18 protein-coding genes are annotated in these 18556 nt (G+C 65.0%); 11 read left to right on the top strand and 7 right to left on the bottom strand.

Features of this window, described 5'->3' with window-relative positions; translation table 11 throughout:
• Position 1: 1 nt before the first annotated feature.
• Positions 2-970, bottom strand: coding sequence for a helix-turn-helix domain-containing protein (locus tag M2337_RS13375; RefSeq protein ID WP_181559957.1), 969 nt, complete (start codon positions 968-970; stop codon positions 2-4).
• A 122-nt stretch (positions 971-1092) separates the two neighbouring features.
• On the opposite strand from M2337_RS13375, the gene M2337_RS13370 reads away from it, so the two are divergent.
• Together M2337_RS13370 and M2337_RS13365 are read left to right on the top strand one after the other, a co-directional pair.
• The gene (locus M2337_RS13370; RefSeq protein ID WP_413716202.1) at positions 1093-3120 is read left to right on the top strand and encodes a TonB-dependent receptor; all 2028 of its coding nucleotides are present in this window, start codon (positions 1093-1095) and stop codon (positions 3118-3120) included.
• A 91-nt stretch (positions 3121-3211) separates the two neighbouring features.
• Complete coding sequence (locus M2337_RS13365; protein WP_181561440.1) at positions 3212-3739, top strand: cytochrome b; 528 nt, start codon at positions 3212-3214, stop codon at positions 3737-3739.
• Positions 3740-3828: 89 nt separating this feature from the next.
• Here the strand turns inward: M2337_RS13365 and leuA are convergent, their stop codons facing one another.
• The gene (gene leuA, locus M2337_RS13360; protein ID WP_264570645.1) at positions 3829-5523 is read right to left on the bottom strand and encodes a 2-isopropylmalate synthase; all 1695 of its coding nucleotides are present in this window, start codon (positions 5521-5523) and stop codon (positions 3829-3831) included.
• Positions 5524-5929: 406 nt separating this feature from the next.
• Between leuA and M2337_RS13355 the strand changes: the two genes are divergently transcribed.
• The 5 genes from M2337_RS13355 to trxB all read left to right on the top strand — a co-directional run bounded on the left by M2337_RS13355 (position 5930) and on the right by trxB (position 11131).
• On the top strand, positions 5930-7336 hold the full coding sequence (locus tag M2337_RS13355; protein WP_181559954.1) for a circularly permuted type 2 ATP-grasp protein: 1407 nt from the start codon (positions 5930-5932) through the stop codon (positions 7334-7336).
• A 79-nt stretch (positions 7337-7415) separates the two neighbouring features.
• On the top strand, positions 7416-8348 hold the full coding sequence (locus M2337_RS13350) for an alpha-E domain-containing protein (protein ID WP_181559953.1): 933 nt from the start codon (positions 7416-7418) through the stop codon (positions 8346-8348).
• Between the two features lie 18 nt (positions 8349-8366).
• On the top strand, positions 8367-9206 hold the full coding sequence (locus M2337_RS13345) for a transglutaminase family protein (RefSeq protein WP_264570644.1): 840 nt from the start codon (positions 8367-8369) through the stop codon (positions 9204-9206).
• 43 nt (positions 9207-9249) lie between these two features.
• Positions 9250-9996 (top strand): peptidase, encoded by a 747-nt coding sequence (locus tag M2337_RS13340; protein ID WP_181559951.1) that lies wholly within the window; start codon positions 9250-9252, stop codon positions 9994-9996.
• Positions 9997-10159: 163 nt separating this feature from the next.
• Positions 10160-11131: a thioredoxin-disulfide reductase gene (gene trxB / locus M2337_RS13335; RefSeq protein ID WP_181559950.1), complete on the top strand. Its 972-nt coding sequence runs from the start codon at positions 10160-10162 to the stop codon at positions 11129-11131.
• Positions 11132-11242: 111 nt separating this feature from the next.
• On the opposite strand, the gene M2337_RS13330 is transcribed toward trxB, so the two are convergent.
• Both M2337_RS13330 and M2337_RS13325 read right to left on the bottom strand, forming a co-directional pair.
• On the bottom strand, positions 11243-11539 hold the full coding sequence (locus M2337_RS13330; RefSeq protein WP_264570643.1) for a hypothetical protein: 297 nt from the start codon (positions 11537-11539) through the stop codon (positions 11243-11245).
• Between the two features lie 183 nt (positions 11540-11722).
• A complete protein-coding gene (locus M2337_RS13325) occupies positions 11723-12028 on the bottom strand; it encodes a phosphopantetheine-binding protein (protein ID WP_264572267.1) in 306 nt (101 codons plus the stop codon).
• A gap of 143 nt (positions 12029-12171) precedes the next feature.
• Between M2337_RS13325 and M2337_RS13320 the strand changes: the two genes are divergently transcribed.
• Both M2337_RS13320 and M2337_RS13315 read left to right on the top strand, forming a co-directional pair.
• Positions 12172-13716 (top strand): acyl-CoA ligase (AMP-forming), exosortase A system-associated, encoded by a 1545-nt coding sequence (locus M2337_RS13320; RefSeq protein WP_264570642.1) that lies wholly within the window; start codon positions 12172-12174, stop codon positions 13714-13716.
• Complete coding sequence (locus M2337_RS13315; RefSeq protein ID WP_264570641.1) at positions 13713-14966, top strand: pyridoxal-dependent decarboxylase, exosortase A system-associated; 1254 nt, start codon at positions 13713-13715, stop codon at positions 14964-14966. Before M2337_RS13320 ends, M2337_RS13315 begins: the two co-directional genes overlap by 4 nt.
• 6 nt (positions 14967-14972) lie before the next feature.
• On the opposite strand, the gene M2337_RS13310 is transcribed toward M2337_RS13315, so the two are convergent.
• From M2337_RS13310 to fmt, 3 genes are all read right to left on the bottom strand, one after another.
• On the bottom strand, positions 14973-15428 hold the full coding sequence (locus M2337_RS13310) for a hemerythrin domain-containing protein (RefSeq protein WP_264570640.1): 456 nt from the start codon (positions 15426-15428) through the stop codon (positions 14973-14975).
• 79 nt (positions 15429-15507) lie between these two features.
• Entirely contained in the window at positions 15508-16257 is a 750-nt protein-coding gene (truA, locus tag M2337_RS13305; RefSeq protein ID WP_264570639.1) for a tRNA pseudouridine(38-40) synthase TruA, read from the bottom strand.
• Positions 16254-17162, bottom strand: a complete 909-nt coding sequence (gene fmt / locus M2337_RS13300) for a methionyl-tRNA formyltransferase (protein WP_264572266.1) — start codon at positions 17160-17162, stop codon at positions 16254-16256. The genes truA and fmt overlap by 4 nt, the downstream gene beginning before the upstream one ends.
• A gap of 65 nt (positions 17163-17227) precedes the next feature.
• On the opposite strand from fmt, the gene recR reads away from it, so the two are divergent.
• Both recR and def read left to right on the top strand, forming a co-directional pair.
• Positions 17228-17824 carry a recombination mediator RecR gene (gene recR / locus M2337_RS13295; protein WP_264570638.1) on the top strand — a complete coding sequence of 199 codons (597 nt, stop codon included), beginning with the start codon at positions 17228-17230 and terminating at the stop codon, positions 17822-17824.
• A 103-nt stretch (positions 17825-17927) separates the two neighbouring features.
• A complete protein-coding gene (gene def, locus M2337_RS13290) occupies positions 17928-18458 on the top strand; it encodes a peptide deformylase (protein ID WP_264570637.1) in 531 nt (176 codons plus the stop codon).
• The last annotated feature ends 98 nt before the right edge of the window (positions 18459-18556 follow it).

The raw sequence follows: 18556 nt of genomic DNA, 5'->3' as shown, positions 1-18556 counted from the left end.
GTCAGTGAGTCAAAGGCCGGGCGAGGGCGCGCCACTGCCCGGGCGTCGTCTCGAACCGGCGCTTGAACGCGCGGGCGAAATGGGCCGGGTCTTCGAAGCCGTTGGCAAAAGCGATCTGCGAGATCGAGGCGCCCGCCCAGCGTGCATCGCGCAGATCGTCAGCAGCGCGCTGCAGGCGGCGATTCCAGATTTGCCCGGTGATTGAGACGCCGAGCGCATCGCGCATCAGCTGATCGAGCCGGCGGCGGCTAATATGCTGCGCCTGCGCGATCTGTTCGGCGGTCAGGCCGGGGATCGAGAGATTGAGCTCGATATAGTCGAGCGCTTTCTGCACGCGCCAGTGGACATTTTCCAGCTCTACCGCGAGGCCGGAGGTCGCGCCGAGAAGTTGGATGACGGCATTCATCGCCGCGTGCTGCTGCGCCTCACGCAGGTCGCCCGCCACGCGCAGCAGGTGCAGCACGGTATGAGCGAGCAGGGAGGTACCGGCATCACGCCCGGGAATGAGCGTGGCGACGAGATGCTCCATGTCCGGAAAGCGGCTCATCACCAGCGCGCGCGGCATGCGCAGCAGCAGCAGCTGGCTGTAATCCAGCCCGCACAGGCGGAATGGGTAGCGCTCGTCGATAAAGCAGATGTCGCCCGGCGCCATCTCGCACTGGCGTTGCCGCTGGGTGGCAAGAGAGCTGCCTTCAGCCTGCAACATCATGGTAAGAAACTGGTGGGATTCCGGGCTGCCGGTGGGCGCGTATGTCACCTCGGCAGGGGCGGAGGACACAGCAAACAGCGCGCCCGGGCCAACACGGCGATGCAGGATCGCTCCGATTGTGGGATTGGCCTCGATCGCCTGTACGCATAGGCCGGGAAAAACATTCGGCGCCGCGCCAGCCCATATGTCCGCGCGCTTGGCCCGATCAAAGCCGCTCAGGTCGACAACCGAGGATAGACCCTCGAGATTGACTGCTTCCATCTCCTCAACTCCAATCCTGTATTGAGACAGGTGCCGGGCCTTGTCAAAGCAAATGGTCAGACATCCCCGCTTATTTATCGCGGCGTTGCCAAGGCCGGGCCGATCCGGCATGGCCCGGCCCCATGATGACCCATTTCCGTTTCGTCGCGCTGCTCAGCAGCACCAGTCTGCTGCTCTCCATGCCCCTTCATGCGCAGGAAACCGGTCCGGATGTGGTGGTGCTGGGGCAGGGGCTTGCACTGCCGCGGGGCACGCCGGCTTATGGATCGGTCACGCTCGAGAAGACGCGGCTGGCGGAAGACGCCTCCGGCACGATCGAGCATGCGCTCGGCGATGTCGCCGGCTTCCAGCAGTTCCGCCGGTCGGATAGCCGCTCGGCCAATCCTTCGGCGCAGGGCGTCACGCTGCGCGCGCTGGGCGGCAATGCGACCAGCCGGGCGGTCGTGCTGCTGGATGGCGTGCCGCTGGCCGATCCCTTCTTCGGTTCCATTCCGTTCAATGCCCTGCCGCTTGACGGAATCGGCGCGGCGCGGATCACCCGGGGCGGTGGTGCGGGGAGTTTCGGGGCCGGCACGGTCGCCGGCAGCATCGAGCTGTTCAGTGCCGATCGCACGCAGTTGCCGCGCTATAGCGCCCGGGCGCTCCATGGCTCGCGCAACGCCCAGCAGATCGACGCCAGCGTCAGTCCCGATCTCGGCAACGGCTTCGTCTCCATCTCCGGCAGCTATGCGCGGGGCGATGGTTTCTGGACGACGCCGGCGGACCAGCGCGTCGCGGCCAGCGTACCGGCGGCCTACGAGACATGGGCGGTGAGCGCGCGCGGTGTCGCCGCCGTGGGCGAGTCGAGCGAGATTCAGGCGCGCATCGGCCTATTTCGCGACGACCGGACCTTGCGCTTCGCCGGGGCCGACAGCGCGCAGGAAGGGCAGGACGCCAGCCTCCGTTATGTCGGGCGCGGCGACTGGCAGGTCGAGGCGCTGGGCTATGTGCAACTGCGCAACTTCAGCAACATCGTGGTCAGCGCGACGAGCTTTCGCCCGACGTTGAACCAGCGCAACACCCCGTCGACAGGGCTCGGCGGCAAGCTGGAGGTGCGCCCGCCGGTGGGTGAGGATCATCTGCTGCGGATCGGCGCCGATAGCCGGTTCGCGAGCGCAGACATGTATGAGGAGGCGCTCAACGCCACGACTGGCGCCGCCACCGCGCGGCGTGAAGCCAGTGGCCGGCAGGTCACGAGCGGGATCTATGTGGAGGATGACTGGTCGCTCGGGCGCCTCATCCTGACCGGCGGCGCGCGCCTCGACTATTGGCGGATCAGCGGAGGGCGCTTCACCGAGCGAACGCCGGCCTCAGGGGTGGTCAGGACGGTGACCTATGCCGACCGCGAGGATTGGGAAGGCAGCTTCCGCGCGGGGCTGATCTGGCAGGCAACGCCGGGAGTCGCTTTGCGTGCAGCGGGCTACACTAGCTTCCGCCTGCCGACGATCAACGAGCTGTATCGCGGCTTCTCGGTGTTTCCGGTGACGACGCAGGCCAATGCCGATCTCGCCCCCGAGCGGTTGCGCGGTGTCGAGACCGGGTTCGACCTGACCCCGGCTCCCGGCCTGACGCTCTCTGCCACCGCCTTCTACAATCATCTGGCCGATGCCGTCACGAACGTGACGATCGGCACCAATCTGCGCCAGCGCCGCAACGTCGATGCGATCGTGGCGAAGGGCGTGGAAGTGAGCGGGACGATGACGCTCGGAGACTTCGATCTCGCGGCATCCTATGCCTATAATGACAGCCGCGTGGAGGCGAGCGGCGCGGCGGCCCAGCTCGATGGCCTGCAACCGGCACAAAGCCCGCGCCATGGCGCCAGCGCCACGCTGGGCTGGCACGCGCCCGGCAATGCCCGGCTCGCGCTCACCGTCCGCCATGTCGGCCCGCAATATGAGGACGATCTGCAGGCCGACCGGATGCCCCCCGCGACGACACTCGACGGCTATGCCCGCGTGCCACTGACCGGCCGGGTGGCGCTGGTCGCCCGGGTCGAGAACCTGTTCGACGAGCGCGTGGTCACCCGACAGGTCACCTCGACCAACGGCGCCGTGAGCACAGACCTGGGCACACCGCAGACCTTCTGGATCGGCATCCAGATCGCAGGATAGCACCTCCGTCGCGCTCGCATATTTGAGCGGCCTCTTGCGCAGCGGGGTCCTTGTCCGCATTCTGCCCCTCATTGGCATGTTGGAGGACGTGATGGGGACTTACGCGGGGGTGCGCTATTCCATGGTGGCGATCTGGCTGCACTGGATCATTGCGCTGCTGATTATCGCCAATATCGCGATCGGCCTCGGGCACGATCCGCTGGGTGCGGTGATCCCCGGCGTCATGAATATCCATAAGTCGATCGGGCTGACTGTGCTGGTCCTGTCCGTACTGGCGCTGCTCTGGCGCCTGATGAACAGCCCGCCGCCGCTGCCGACGACCATATCCAGACGCACCAAGCGCGCGGCGGCGTTGATGCATCGTTTGCTCTATGCGCTGATGATCCTCATGCCGCTCACCGGCTGGATCATGTCCTCCGCCGGTCCGCGTCCGCTTAACTGGTTCAACGTCTTCGACGTGCCCAAATTTGCGGTGGCGCGGGGCGATGCCATCGTAACTGTGGCCGGTTCGCATGAGGTGCTTGGGCTCATCTTCGGGGCGCTGGTGATCGGCCACATCGGCGCGGCGCTGTGGCACCAGTTCATCCGGCGGGATGGGCTGATTATCCGGATGGTGTGACGCTGCGGGCCTAACCTGTGCGGGATATGAAAAACCCGGCCGGAGGATGCTCCGGCCGGGTTTATCGATGTTCTGAAGGATCGGGCCTGTCAGGCAGCCTTCGCTGCTGCATTCTGGCGGCGGTGATAGGCGTTCACGACTGACAGCACGGCCTTCACCGATGCCGTCGCCACGTCTTCATCCGTGCCGACCCCGAAGAATGTGGTGCCATCATCGGTGCGGCATTCGACATAGGCCGCTGCGCGGACGTTGCCGCCGGTGCCGATGGCGTGCTCATTATAGTCGACAACGTCGAGCCCGATGCCGAGTTCATCGCGCAGGGCCGAGAGAACCGACGAAATCAGGCCATTGCCCCGGCCCGAAATGCTGCGCTCCTTGCCATCATGGACGATCTTGCCGGTGAACACGCGGTTCCCGGCGGGGCCGCTCTCGACATAATCGACCAGCGCATAGGGCTGTGCGCCGGCGAGGCAGTAATGCTGCTCGAACGCCTCCCAGATGTCGGCGGCATGCAGCTCACGGCTGGACTTGTCCGCCATGTCCTGCACGACCTTGGAAAAATCGCCCTGCATCCGCTTAGGCAGCTTGAGGCCCTTGTCCTGCTGCAGCACCCAGGCGACGCCGCCCTTGCCGGACTGCGAGTTGACGCGGATCACCGCTTCATAGGAGCAGCCGATATCCGCCGGATCGATGGGCAGATAAGGCACGTCCCAGATCTCGTCATTGCGCTGTTCCTGCGCGGCGAAACCCTTCTTGATCGCATCCTGATGGCTGCCGGAGAAGGCCGTGAACACCAGATCGCCCGCATAAGGATGGCGCGGGTGGACGGGGAGCTGGTTGCAGTAGGTCACCGTCTGCACGACCTCTTCCATGTTGGAGAAGTCGAGGCCCGGCGAGACGCCCTGCGTGTAAAGATTGAGTGCCACGGTCACCAGATCGCAATTGCCGGTGCGCTCGCCGTTGCCGAACAGGCAGCCCTCGACGCGATCGGCGCCGGCCATCAGACCCAGCTCCGCCGCCGCCACGCCGGTGCCCCGGTCATTATGCGGGTGCAGCGAGATGACCACGCTGTCGCGGTTCCGGATATGGCGGCAGAACCATTCGATCTGGTCGGCATAGATATTGGGCGTCGCGGCCTCGACCGTGGCGGGCAGGTTGAGGATCAGCGGCTTCTCCGGCGTGGGCTGGAGAATGTCCATCACCGCCTCGCAGCACTCCAGGCTGAAATCCAGCTCGGCGGTGGAGAAGGTTTCCGGGCTGTACTCGAACCGCCAGTCAGTGTCCGGTTGCTTGGCGGCTTCGTCGCGAATGATCTTCGCGGCATCGACGGAGATCTGCTTGATCTGCGGCCGCTCCATGTTGAACACGATCCGCCGCCACGCCGGAGAGACGGCGTTGTAGACGTGGACGATAGCCTGCCGTGCACCCTGCAGGCTCTCGAAGGTGCGCTCGATGAGGTCACGGCGGGCCTGCGTGAGCACCTGAATAATGACATCGTCAGGGATGCGGCCTGATTTGACGAGACCGGAGATGAAATCGAACTCGGTCGCGCCGGCCGAGGGGAAGCCGACCTCGATCTCCTTGAGACCGACGCGGGTCAGCAGCTCGAAGAAGCGGGTCTTCTTCTCGGTATCCATCGGATCGATCAGCGCCTGATTGCCATCGCGCAGATCGGTCGAGAGCCAGCGGGGCGGCTGCGTGATCGTGCGCGAGGGCCACTGCCGGTCGGGCAGGTCCACTTGCGGGAAGGGACGGTATTTCTGTGACGGGTCGCTCAGCATCATGGTTCGGACATTTCATTGTTCACAGCCAAATGCACGCAGGCGCTATCCATTTGCACTGATGAGGATCTGATTCTGTGGCTAAAAGGCCCTTAGGCGCAGCGGGCCGCCTGCGGCAACCGCTCGGGTATCGCGCCTAAGGGCGCGTAAGTCGCGTAAGGCGAAGGGCCAGCCAAAAGTCCATGCGCGCTCCCATGCACGGAAAATCACCATCCGTCCAGCATGAAGTAGGAAAACGGCGGTAATCGGCCATATTTTTCGCGGTGCGTCAATCCGCTGCAGCGCCTTGCCCAGATATTTTTAACCGCGCGGAACGCGATCGTCCCTCCCGCGATTTTTACTCTTGATTTTGAATTTCCCCGGCTCACTATGCTGCAATGCACAATAAGATAGAGAAACGCATACGCTGATGACATGTTCCGAGATGCTGGGTGAGGCTGGAGACGTTCGCGATTGTTACGCGGTGGTTCAGCAATGGGTGGATGAGACCGGCATCGAGGGGTTGCACCGACGATTGAGCGAGGCGGAAGCGATCTTCCGGCGCATCGGCATCACCTTTGCTGTGTACGGGGAGGGCGGCGACCCAGAGCGGCTTATTCCCTTCGATCTGCTGCCGCGCATCTTCACCGCTGCGGAATGGGCGCGCCTGGAAGCCGGCATTCGCCAGCGCGCGGCGGCGCTCAATGCCTTCCTGCTCGACGTCTATAATCGCGGCGAAATCATCCGCGCCGGGATCGTGCCGGGCGACATCGTCTATCAGAACAAGGCCTACAAGCCGGAGATGGCCGGCTTCACCCCGCCGGGCAGGGTCTACAGCCATATCGTCGGCATCGACATCGTCCGCACCGGGCTCGACGACTTCATGGTGCTGGAGGACAATTGCCGCACACCCTCCGGCGTCTCCTATATGCTCGAAAACCGCGAGATCATGACGCGGATGTTCCCGGAGCTGTTCGCCCGGCAGCGTGTCGCGCCGGTGGACGATTATCCGAGCCAGCTGCTGCGTTCGCTGCAGGAGGTGGCGCCGCCCGCCTGCAAGGGCGTGCCGCAGGTCGTGGTGCTCACCCCTGGCTCGTTCAACAGCGCTTATTATGAGCATAGCTATCTCGCCGACCTGATGGGCGTCGAGCTGGTCGAGCCGGCCGATCTCTTCGTGGAAGATGGGCTGGTCTTCATGCAGACGACGCGCGGGCCGCGCCGGGTGGATGTGATCTACCGGCGCATCGACGATGATTTCATCGATCCGCTCGCCTTCCGGCCCGATAGCCTGCTGGGCGTGCCGGGCCTGTTCAATGCCTATCGCGGCGGCGGCGTGACGCTCTGCTCCGCGCCCGGTGCGGGCATCGCGGATGACAAGGCGATCTACGTCTATGTTCCGGAGATGATCCGCTTCTATCTGGGCGAGACGGCGATCCTGCAGAATGTGCCGACTTGGCAATGTTCCAAGCCGGACGATTTCGCCTATGTGATGGACCATCTCCCCGAGCTGGTCGTGAAGGAAGTCCACGGCTCGGGCGGCTATGGGATGCTGATCGGCCCCAAGGCCAGCGCGAGCGAGATCGAGGCTTATGCTGGGCGCATCCGCGCCAATCCCTCCGAGTTCATTGCGCAGCCGACGCTCGACCTTTCGGCCGCGCCCACACTCGGGCCGGTCGGGCTGGTGCAGCGCCATGTCGATTTCCGGCCCTTCTGCCTTGTCGGCAAGGAGATCAGGCTGGTGCCCGGAGGGTTGACGCGGGTTGCGCTGGCGGAAGGATCGCTGGTGGTGAATTCAAGCCAGGGCGGCGGCGTCAAAGACACGTGGGTGCTGCGGTGAGGGGGGCTGCGATGAGAGAGGCGGCCATGATGCGCGAGGCCGTTTGCGACATGCAGGTCCAACCAAAGGGAGGCCGCCCATGCTGAGCCGGACCGCCGAAAATCTGTTCTGGATGGCCCGCTACATGGAGCGCGCCGAAGCGACCGCGCGGCTGCTCACCATGGGGCAGCGGATGACCATCCTGCCCGGCGCGACGATGCGCGACGAGTGGCGCTCGGTCGTGCAGGTCACCGAGTGCGAGGATGTGTTCGGCAAGGATGCCATTATCCGCGAGAGCGACATCGTCGAACATCTCATCCTGAATGCCGATAACCCGGCCTCCATCCGCGCCTGTCTCGCGCGGGCACGGCAGAACGGCAAGTCGGTGCGCACCGCGCTTACCCAGGAGATGTGGGAAGCGCTCAACGAGGGCTGGCGCAAACTGGAAACCTATGGCGTCAACGATGCGCGCCGTGAATTCGCCGAGATCATCGATTGGGTGAAGACCCGCGCGATGATCTTCCGCGGCGCCACCGAGAGCGGCCAGTTGCGTAACGAGGGGCATGATTTCCTGCGGGTCGGTGGCGCGCTGGAGCGGGCGCAGATGACGTTGCGGCTGCTGGACGTCAAATATTACGTCCTGCTGCCGGAGACCGAAGTGGTCGGCGGTCACCGCGACCATTATCAATGGACCTCGGTGCTGCACGCGCTGTCGGGCAGCCGCGCCTATCACCATGTCTATGGTGGCTCCTACACGCCGGCGCAGATCACCGATTTTCTGATGCTCAACCGCCAGTTTCCGCGCAGCACGCTCTATTGCTTCGATCAGATCGCCTATCGGCTGCAGCGGCTGGCCAGTTGGCACGGTCAGCGCACGCCGGCCAATCTGCGCAGCGAGGAGATGGTGGAGACGCTCGCGCAGGCCAATAGCGGAGATATTTTCCGCCGGGGCTTGCACGAAACCGTCCAGAGCAAGATTGTCCAGTGCAACATGCTTGGGCACGAAATCGCACAAGCCTATCATTTCGGCTGAGCGGGAGGCGACCGGGCCATGCGGATCACGATCCGTCACGAGACTGTCTATCGGTATGAGGAGGAGGCTGGCGGCGTGGTCATGCGCCTGCGCCTGCTGCCGGCGACCAGCAACGCGCAAACCGTCGAGCAATGGACGGTGACAGCGAACGGCCAGCCCATCGAACGCTGGATCGTCAACGGTTATGGCGATGCGGAGGCCGTGTGGCGCGCGCCCGGACGGGTCGACAGCGTCACGATCCTGTCAGAAGGGACGGTGCGGACAGTCGATCGCGCCGGTGTGCTCAAGCCTGCCGATGGCGCGGTACGGCCCCAGTTGTTCCTGCGCGCAACACCGCTGACCGAGATCGACCCGGCGATTGCCGATCTGGCCCAGCGCGCGCGACGGGAGGAGGGCGTGCTCGCCAGCCTCCACGCCCTCTCTGATCTGGTGCACGATGAGATCGAATATCGATCCGGCAGCACCAGCATGGAAACCACAGCCGCGCAGGCCTTTGCCCAGAAATCGGGGGTGTGCCAGGATCAGGCGCATGTCTTCATTGCAGCGGCGCGCAGCCTGTTGATTCCGGCCCGCTATGTGGTCGGCTATCTGCGGGACGACGAGCGGCCGGATAGCGACCATGAGCCCCATGCCTGGGCGGAAGCCTGGGTAGAGGGGCTGGGCTGGATCGGGTTCGATATTACCCTGGGCCTCTGCCCGGTGGAGGGGCATGTGCGCCTGTGCTGTGGCCTTGATGCCGCAGATGCCGCGCCGATTCGGGGCGTGATGATCGCAGGGGGCGAAACCGCATTGTCGCACGACGTGCAGATTGCCAGTCTGCCATCTGAGGATACCGCACAATCGCAGACGCAACAGTGAGTCGGGCGGGCGGCTCGGTGCGGGCATGAAAAAGGGGCTTAAAATGACGTATTGCGTGGCATTGCGGGTCGAGGCTGGCCTGGTGATGCTCTCTGACACGCGGACCAATGCCGGGCTCGACAATATCGGCATGTTCCGCAAGACCTTCACTTATGAGCGCCCTGGCGAGCGGGCGATTGCGCTGCTGTGTTCCGGGAGCCTCTCGGTCACGCAGGAAGTGCGCACCAAGCTCTCCCGCGCCATGAAGGACGCGGTCGACAATCCCGAGGTTGAGACCCTGCTGAACTGCGCCACCATGCACCGCGCCGCCCATCTGGTCGGCGAGGCGATGAAGGCGGTTCAGAAGGAAATGCGCGAGGGGATGAGCGGCACGAGCCCGTCGCTGAGTGCCAGCATCCTGCTGTGCGGGCAGCGCAAGGGTGGCAAGCCCCGCCTTTACCTGGTCTACTCGCAGGGCAATTTCATCGAAGCGACGGCGGACACGCCCTTCTTCCAGATCGGCGAGCACAAATATGGCAAGCCGATCCTTGACCGGATGATCAAGCCGACCACGTCGCTCTCGGATGCCGCCAAGGCGGTGTGCGTCTCCATGGATTCGACGCTGCGCTCCAACCTGTCGGTCGGGATGCCGCTCGATCTGAGCATCATCCCACGCGATCAATATGAGTTCAGCGTCCGTCGCCGAATCGAAGCAGACGACCCGGAATTCTCGACCATTTCCCGGCAATGGGGAGAGGTGCTGAAGTCCGGCTTTGATTCGCTGCCCTCGATGATCGGCGCGGGATCGTAGTGCCTAATCTGAGCCCCTCCTCTTCAGAGGAGGGGCGATTTGAAGGCCAACCTCGTCCGCCGAGCATTGAGTTCCGCGCCACAAACCCTAAATGCGAATGACGTTCGCTAGGCAGTGCCAGCGACGATCTGACCTATCTCTCCGCGAAGGAAGACATCGACCCATGACCGCCACGCACAGCTCGCGCATGATCATTCTCGGCTCCGGGCCGGCCGGTCTTTCGGCCGCCATCTACGCCGCGCGCGCCGGCATGGCGCCGATTGTCGTGCAGGGGATGCAGCCGGGCGGTCAGCTGACTATCACCACCGATGTCGAGAATTATCCCGGCTTCCGCGAGGTCATTCAGGGCCCGTGGCTGATGGAAGAGATGCAGGCGCAGGCCGAGCATGTCGGCACGCAGATGATGTACGACCAGATCGTCGACGTCGACCTCAGCAAGCGCCCGTTCAAGCTGACTGGCGACGGCGGCACCGAATATTATGGCGATACGCTGGTCATCGCGACCGGCGCGCAGGCCAAGTGGCTGGGGCTGGAGAGCGAGCATCTGCTGCAGGGCAAGGGCGTCTCGGCCTGCGCGACCTGCGATGGCTTTTTCTATCGCGGCAAGAAGGTGGTGGTGATCGGCGGCGGCAACACCGCAGTCGAAGAGGCGCTGTACCTCACCAATCACAGCCATGATGTGACGCTGATCCACCGCCGCGACAGTCTGCGCGCGGAAAAAATCCTGCAGGATCGCCTGTTCGCCCATCCCAACATCAAGGTGGTGTGGAACAAGGCCGTCGAGCGGTTTGTCGGCGGTGGCGATCCGGAAGGTCTCGTCGGTGTCGATCTGATCGATACCGAGACGGGCGAGAAGAGCCATATCGAGACGGACGGCGCGTTCGTCGCCATCGGGCACAAGCCGGCAACCGAGCTGTTCGAGGGCAAGCTGCCGCTCGATGAAGGCTATCTGGTCGTCGAGAAAGGCACGAGCCGTACCAGCATTCCGGGCGTGTTCGCGGCCGGCGACGTGACGGACAAGATCTACCGTCAGGCGGTGACGGCGGCCGGCATGGGCTGCATGGCGGCGCTAGATGCCGAGCGGTTCCTCGCGGAAGCCGACTTTGAATCTCAGCGCGAGCATGTGCCGGCCTGAGCGCGGCATCACGGTGAACTAGAATGTGAAAAGCCGGGCGACCGCGAAGGTCTGCCCGGCTTTCCTTTGTACTGAGCCTGAGCGCGAGCCCAGACGGGTCACGTGTCGCGATTAGCGCGAGGCAACCTTGGTCAGCGGCGTCTCGTTCAGCAGGACCGCATCCTTCACGCGGAAGGATACCGGCATGCCGTTGGCGCTGCCGATCACGCGGCCCTTGGCGACGGTGAGACGGAAGGTCGAGCCGGGCGTTGCGCGGCCCTCGATCACCCGGCGGCTGTCGCCGAGTTCGGTGACGGTGTAGGTGTAGCTGACGCCTTCATGCGTGAAGGTCTTCTCAGCCTCTTTCGCGTGGCCGGGTGTGACGACGGCAAACGAAAGCAGTGCGGCGGCAAAAAAAGCATTTTTCACGAACAGTCTCCTTTGTCAGTTGCAAAAGAGCCTTGCTCGGCATCCCATGTTCTTCCGTGGTCATAGTGCTGCGCTGCACCATGGCTCACAAACGCAAAAAGCGGCGGAGCGATTGCATTTGATGCAAACCGATGACGCGGTGCAGCGCTACGTGCGAAAAGCGGATACGGAGGAGTACGCCTGTCAGGCGGCGCGGCTGTCCAGTTTGCGGCTCAGCATGGCGGCCAGACTGCCGAATGTCTCGAAGCTGTCCATATCCACATCATCATCATCGATGACGATATCGAGCCGATCCTCAAGATCGGTCAGCAAGGTGGCGACAGCCATGGAATCCAGTTCCGGCAGCGACCCGAACAGACCCGTGTCGGCGTCGAACAGATCGACACGCTGCGGGGAGAGCCCGAGCACATCCACGAGCGATGCGCGCAACGCATCGCTGGCCGCGCTGTTGGAGGCGCCATTGCCCTCTCGATCCTGGCTCGTCTGCATCATCGGGCCCCTAGCGGGTCGATATCATTTTGGAAAGCATGGCGATGCGGGGCCGGGCCGATCTTGCCCGACTGTTGCGGCCGATCCACGTTCGCCACGTGCGCGCCTATTCATGCCTTGAAAGAACGTGATATGGGCGGAGGATGCCACCGCCCCTCGACCATCTGACGCAGCAGGGCGAGCCGACTGCCATTGCTCTGGCGGGCAAGTTCGGCGCGGTCGATTATGCGACGATGGAGCAGTTGGTGGGGCGGCTCGCGCACCTGCTCGCCGCGCGTCTCGACGGGGCAGGCGCGCCCGCCGGCAGTCGGGTGGCGGCGTGGCTGCCCAAGGGCCTTCTGGCAGCGCTGCTGCCCCTGGCCGTGGTGCGGGCCGGGCATGTCTATGTGCCGATCAATCCGCTGCTCAAGCGGGCGCAGGTTGCCCATATCGTGCGGGATAGCGGCGCGGGGATGCTGATCTCGCAGCCAGCGCGGCTAGGGACGCTGGAGCCAGGCGATCTGGCCGAGGCTGTGGCGCGCGTGGAAGAGGCCGCGCTGCTCGCTGTGATTGAGGATGCGGACGCCGCGACGTTGCCGCCCGGCACGGGACGCCCCGACGATCTGGCCGAGATTCTCTATACATCGGGTTCGACCGGGAGGCCCAAGGGCGTGATGCTCAGCCACGCCAATCTGATGATCGGCGCGCGGTCAGTGGCCGGCTACCTCGGTCTCGACGCGACGGACCGTACTCTCGCGCTCCTGCCGCTCAGCTTTGATTATGGGCAGAACCAACTGCTCTCGACATGGTGGGCCGGCGGATGTGTGGTGCCGCTCGATTATCTGCTGCCGCGCGAGGTCGCGAAAGTCGCTGCCCGGCATGCGATCACGACGCTGGCCGGCGTCCCGCCGCTGTGGGTGCAATTGACCGAGATCGACTGGCCGCCGGAAGCCCGCGCAGCCTTGCGCCGGATCACCAATAGCGGAGGGGCGCTTACCCGTCCGCTGATCGCCCGCTTGCGCGAGACGTTCCCCGGCGTGGATGTGTTTGCCATGTATGGCCTGACCGAGGCGTTTCGCTCCACCTACCTGCCCCCCGCGCTGCTGGATCGCCACCCCGACAGCATCGGCCAGGCGATACCGGATGCAGAAGTGCTCGTCGTGCGCCCCGATGGCACATTGACCGCCGATGATGAGCCCGGCGAACTGGTTCATAGCGGCCCGCTGGTGGCGCAAGGCTATTGGCAGGATGCAGCACGGACGGCGGAGCGGTTCAAGCCGGCGCCGGCTGCTTCCGCTTATCGCGGCATGGCGGTATGGTCCGGCGACACCGTGGTGCGCGATGGCGAGGGCCTGCTGCGCTTCGTCGGCCGGGACGACGCGATGATCAAGAGCGCCGGCAATCGCATCAGCCCGAGCGAGGTGGAGGAGGCGGCGGTGGCCGTCGCGGGCGTGGCCGAAGCCTGTGCGCTTGGTCGCGCGGATGAGCGCCTTGGCCAAGCCATCGTGCTGTTCGTGCGGGCGGAAGCGGCATTATGCGAGACCGATCGCGACGCGCTCGGCGAGCGTCTGTCCGCGCAGTTGCGGCAGACGCTGCCCAATTTCATGCAACCGGCGGAGATCAGGATTTTGTCGCAGATGCCGCGTAACCCCAATGGCAAGATCGACCGCGTGGCGCTCGCCGCGCTGGCCGGGGAGGGCTTGGCATGACGTCCCTCAAGCCCAAGCCGATGGGCCCGATCCCGCCCGGTTATGAGAGCGACGGCGGCGTGCTGCTGGTCGGCGGACAGGGCGTGGCCGCGCTGATCGATCAGATCGGGGAAACGCCGGCCTTTCTCTATGACGCCGGCAAGCTCCGCCAGTGCGTAGCGGCCCTGCGGGCGGCCATGCCGGCTGGGGTCGATCTCCATTATGCGATGAAGGCCAATCCCTTCGCGCCGCTTCTCGCACTCATGGGGGAGCTGGTGGACGGGTTCGACATTGCCTCCGCCGGAGAACTGGAAATGGCGCGGGCAGCCGGGGTGGACGGCAGCCGGATCAGCTTTGCCGGACCGGGCAAGACCGACCGAGAACTGGACGACGCCCTTGCGGCGGGCGTGACGATCAACCTGGAGTCGGAAGGCGAGGCTGAGCGCGCACTCGCGCTGGCTGCACGCGCCAATGTCCGGCCCCGGCTCGCGGTGCGCGTCAATCCCGATTTCGAGCTGAAAGGCTCGGGCATGCGGATGGGCGGCGGCGCGCGGCCCTTCGGCGTGGATGCCGATCGTGCGGCCGCACTGACCCGCCACCTGATCGCCGCAGGAGCGGAATGGCGCGGTTGGCATGTCTTTGCGGGGTCGCAATCGCTGGATGTGCAGGCCATCGTTGCGGCCCAGTCGGCCACCATGGAGCTTGTCGCGCGCTTGTCGGAGGAGGTGGGGCTAAGCCCGCCGCTGGTCAATCTCGGCGGCGGCTTCGGGGTGCCCTATTTCCCCGGTGACCTGCCGCTCGACATCTCCATCATCGGCGACGGGCTGAACCGTCTGCTGGCCGACCGTCCCGCGATCCTGCGCGAGAGCCGGTTCGCGCTCGAGCTGGGGCGCTTCTTGGTGGCGGAGGCTGGCATCTATCTCTGCCGCGTGATCGACGTGAAGCAAAGCCGCGGCGAGACTTTCGCTGTGGTGGATGGCGGCCTGCACCATCAGCTCGCCGCCAGCGGCAATTTCGGCACGGTGGTCCGCCGCAATTACCCGATTGCGCTGGCAAACCGCTTCGACGAGCCGCCGGCGAGCGAGCCGGTCCATGTGGTCGGTTGCCTCTGCACGCCGCTGGATCGGCTCGGCGATGCCGTGATGCTCCCGCCTGTCGCGGTCGGCGATCTCGTCGCGCTGTTCATGGCCGGCGCTTATGGCGCGAGCGCCAGTCCGGCGGCCTTCCTGGGTCATGCTCCGGCCGCTGAGTTGCTAGTCGAAGAGGATTGATACGCGTTAGGCGGCTGATGTCTGATCGGGCGCAATCCCGATCCCACTCAGGCCCTGCGACTCCAGATAGGCCGGATAGAGCATCTGCTCTTCCCGCTGGATGCGGTCGACCAGAGCCTCCAGCGCGGGCCTGAGGGCGGCGCGAAAGGCGTCGGGCTCCTGGAAAATCCGACAGTCCGGCCAGGCTTTCATCAGATCGGCCCACAGATCGCCCAGATGGCCGGTCTCCGCATGATATTGCGAGGCGAGCGTGGCGATCCGGCCGTTGCCGCTGGCGCGCAGGGCCGGATAGAGGTGCTTGTCCTCCTTGGCCAGATGGCGGATCAAGATGCGGTTCAACTTGCTGCGCAGCGCGATCAGTTCGCCCACCTCCGCGCCGGATCGCTGCGTCGCCGGGCTCGTAACTTGCTGGCACAGCTCGAGCAGCGCCATATGTTCAGCCTGAAGATACCCCAATTCCATGTCTTAGCCTGCCTCGCGACACCGCTCGCATGTCCATCTGAGCATCCAATCTGCGCCCGGGAGCTTTAACAATGTGTTGTCAGGCAGTTAGGGGATAGTCCGCCGAGATGAAATAAAGGCCGTCCGGCGGTGCATTATGCCCCAGCGCGGCGCGATTGCGCGCGTCCAGCGCCGCCTTGAGGTCATCGGGCGACCATGTGCCAGTGCCGACCAAGGCAAGGCAGCCCACCATCGAGCGGACCTGATGATGAAGGAAGCTGCGGGCCTTGGCGTGAACGGTGATGCGCTCGCCAACGCGCATGACATCGAGCCGGGCGAGGGTGCGGTGGGGGCTGTCCGCCTGGCATTGCGCGGAGCGGAAGGTGGTGAAATCATGTCGGCCGACCAGGGCCTGTGCGGCCTCGTGCATCCGCTCGGCGTCCAGCACCTGCGGCACACGCCAGACAAGCCCGCGCTCGAAGGTGAGCGGCGCGCGGCGGTTAAGGATGCGATACTCATAGGCGCGCGCGACGCAGGAGAAGCGGGCGTGCCAATCCTCCGGCACGATTTCGCAGGTCAGGATGGCGATCGGCTCGGGTCGCAGATGGGCATTGAGCGCTTCCATCAGGCGAAAAGGCGTGATCGCCTTGTCCAGATCGACATGCGCTCGCATGGCGAGGGCGTGAACGCCCGCGTCGGTGCGCCCGGCGCAATGGACGATCGGCGCGCCGCCGGCGATGCGGCCCAGCGCTTCCTCGATGCATTGCTGCACGCTCGGGCCATGGGCCTGGCGCTGCCAGCCCATATAGGGCCGTCCGTCATATTCGACCGTGAAAGCGAAGCGGGTCATTCCAAAAGCGTGCCGACCGGAATGGCGGTGCCACGCAGCAGATCGGCGGTGGCCATGGCGCCCTTGCCGGCGCGCTGGATGAGGGTGGGGCGCAGCGAGCCCTGTTCGCCGCACCCGATCAGCAGACCCTCGTCGAGCACGGTTCCTGCGGGGCCGGGCTGAGAATCGACTGAGGCAGCCAGAACCTTGTAGCGCTCGCCCTTGTGCGCGAACCATGCGCCCGGCGCGGGATTGAAGGCGCGCACCTGCCGTTCGGCCGCGACCGGCCCGGCGGTGAAATCGAGGTGGCTCTCCGCCTTGTCGATCTTGGCCGCATAGGTCACGCCATCCTCGGGCTGGATCATCGGCGGATAGGCCCCGATCTGATCGAGCACCTTGACCATCAACGCGGCGCCGGCATGCGCCAGCTCGTCGGTCAGCGCGCCGGCGGTCTTGCCGTCCACGGGCGTGCTGACCTTTGCCAGCATCGGCCCGGTGTCGAGACCCTTGGCCATCGCCATGATGGTGACGCCGGTACGCTCGTCGCCGGCGAGGATGGCACGCTGGATCGGTGCCGCGCCGCGCCAGCTGGGGAGCAGGGAGGCGTGGACGTTGAGGCTGCCGAGGCGCGGGGCGTGGAGGACCGGGATCGGCAGGATCAGCCCGTAGGCGGCGACCACGGCGACGTCCGCCTCGAAAGCGTCGAAGACCTCCTGTTCGGCCGCGTCATTCAGGGAAAGGGGCGTCCGCACCGGCAGGCCTAGCGCCTCCGCTCTGGCTTGCACCGGGCTCGGGCGAGGCGCCTTGCCGCGACCTGCCGGACGTGGTGGCTGCGTATACACCGCCACCACGGAATGACCGGCATCAATCAACGCATCGAGCGTCGGCACCGCGAAATCCGGCGTTCCCATGAAGACGATCCGCAAAGGCTCTTTCATGCGGCCCTCTGAAACGCTTGTATCATCGCAGCGCAAGCCCTTATTTGGCGGTCATGTCCTCGCCAGAGATCGACGCGCTCACGCAGGCGCTTGCCCGGCTGCCCGGCCTTGGCCCCCGTTCGGCGCGACGGGCGGTGCTGCACCTGCTGCAACGGCGCGATGCGGCGATGGTGCCGCTGCTGCGCGCGCTGGAAAGCGTGAGCGAGCGGATGGTGCATTGTTCGGTCTGCGGCAATGTCGACACCATCGATCCCTGTGCGATCTGCGCCGATACTCGCCGCGATGCCCGCGCTTTGTGCGTGGTGGAGGATGTGGCGGACCTGTGGGCGCTGGAAAAGTCGCGCCTGTTTCCTGGGCGGTTCCACGTGCTGGGTGGCCGGCTCTCCGCGCTGGATGGCGTGCGGCCCGAAGACCTGTCGATCGCCAGCCTTGTCCAACGCGTCGCCGATGGCGGAATCGATGAAGTGGTGCTGGCGATGAACGCCACGCTGGAGGGGCAGACGACGGCCCATTACATCGCTGAGCGGCTGGAGTCCTATCCGGTACGGCTGACGCAATTGGCCCATGGCGTGCCGGTTGGGGGTGAACTCGATTATCTCGATGAGGGCACGCTGGCGCAGGCGCTGCGGGCGCGGCGGCCGATCGGTTGAGGGGCGGACACGCGGGCAGATCCTGCCGCGTTCGATCAGCCTGATCGGAACAAAGCGTTAACAACGGCTTGATCTCACGCCTTGGCTTTCATATCTGGACAGCATGGCCATTAGACCGATCCTTGAGACCCCGGACCCGATTCTGCGGACGATTTCGACGCCCGTCGAGGCGATCGACGATGATTTGCAGACGCTGATCGATGACATGTTCGACACCATGTACGATGCGCCGGGTATCGGGCTGGCGGCCATTCAGGTCGGCGTGCCCAAGCGGGTGCTGGTGATCGATCTGCAGGAGCCCGAGTCCGAGGAGGAAGGCGCACCACCGGTCAGGAATCCGCTGGTGTTCATCAATCCGCAGATCCTCGACGGGTCTCCGGAAAGCTCGGTCTACAATGAGGGCTGCCTCTCCGTGCCGGACCAATATGCCGAGGTCGAGCGGCCAGCGCGCATCCGCGCCAGCTGGATGGATCGGCAGGGGCGGATTCATGAGGAAGAGCTGGAAGGCCTGCTCGCGACCTGCCTGCAGCACGAGATGGACCATCTTGAAGGCATTCTGTTCATCGACCATCTGTCTCGCCTGAAGCGCGACATGCTGCTCAAGAAGCTGGCCAAGACCCGCAAAGCCGCTTGAGCTTCCGCGCCCATTGCGGCGCGGCTTGGTCTTCGAATTTGTCCGGCAAGAAAAAAAGAGGCGCTTCCGGCGCCCCTTTTTCTAATCCATGGATCAGC

The organism is Sphingobium sp. B2D3A (genome assembly GCF_025961795.1).
Taxonomy (GTDB): domain Bacteria; phylum Pseudomonadota; class Alphaproteobacteria; order Sphingomonadales; family Sphingomonadaceae; genus Sphingobium.
This window is presented reverse-complemented; position numbering and strand designations above follow the sequence as displayed.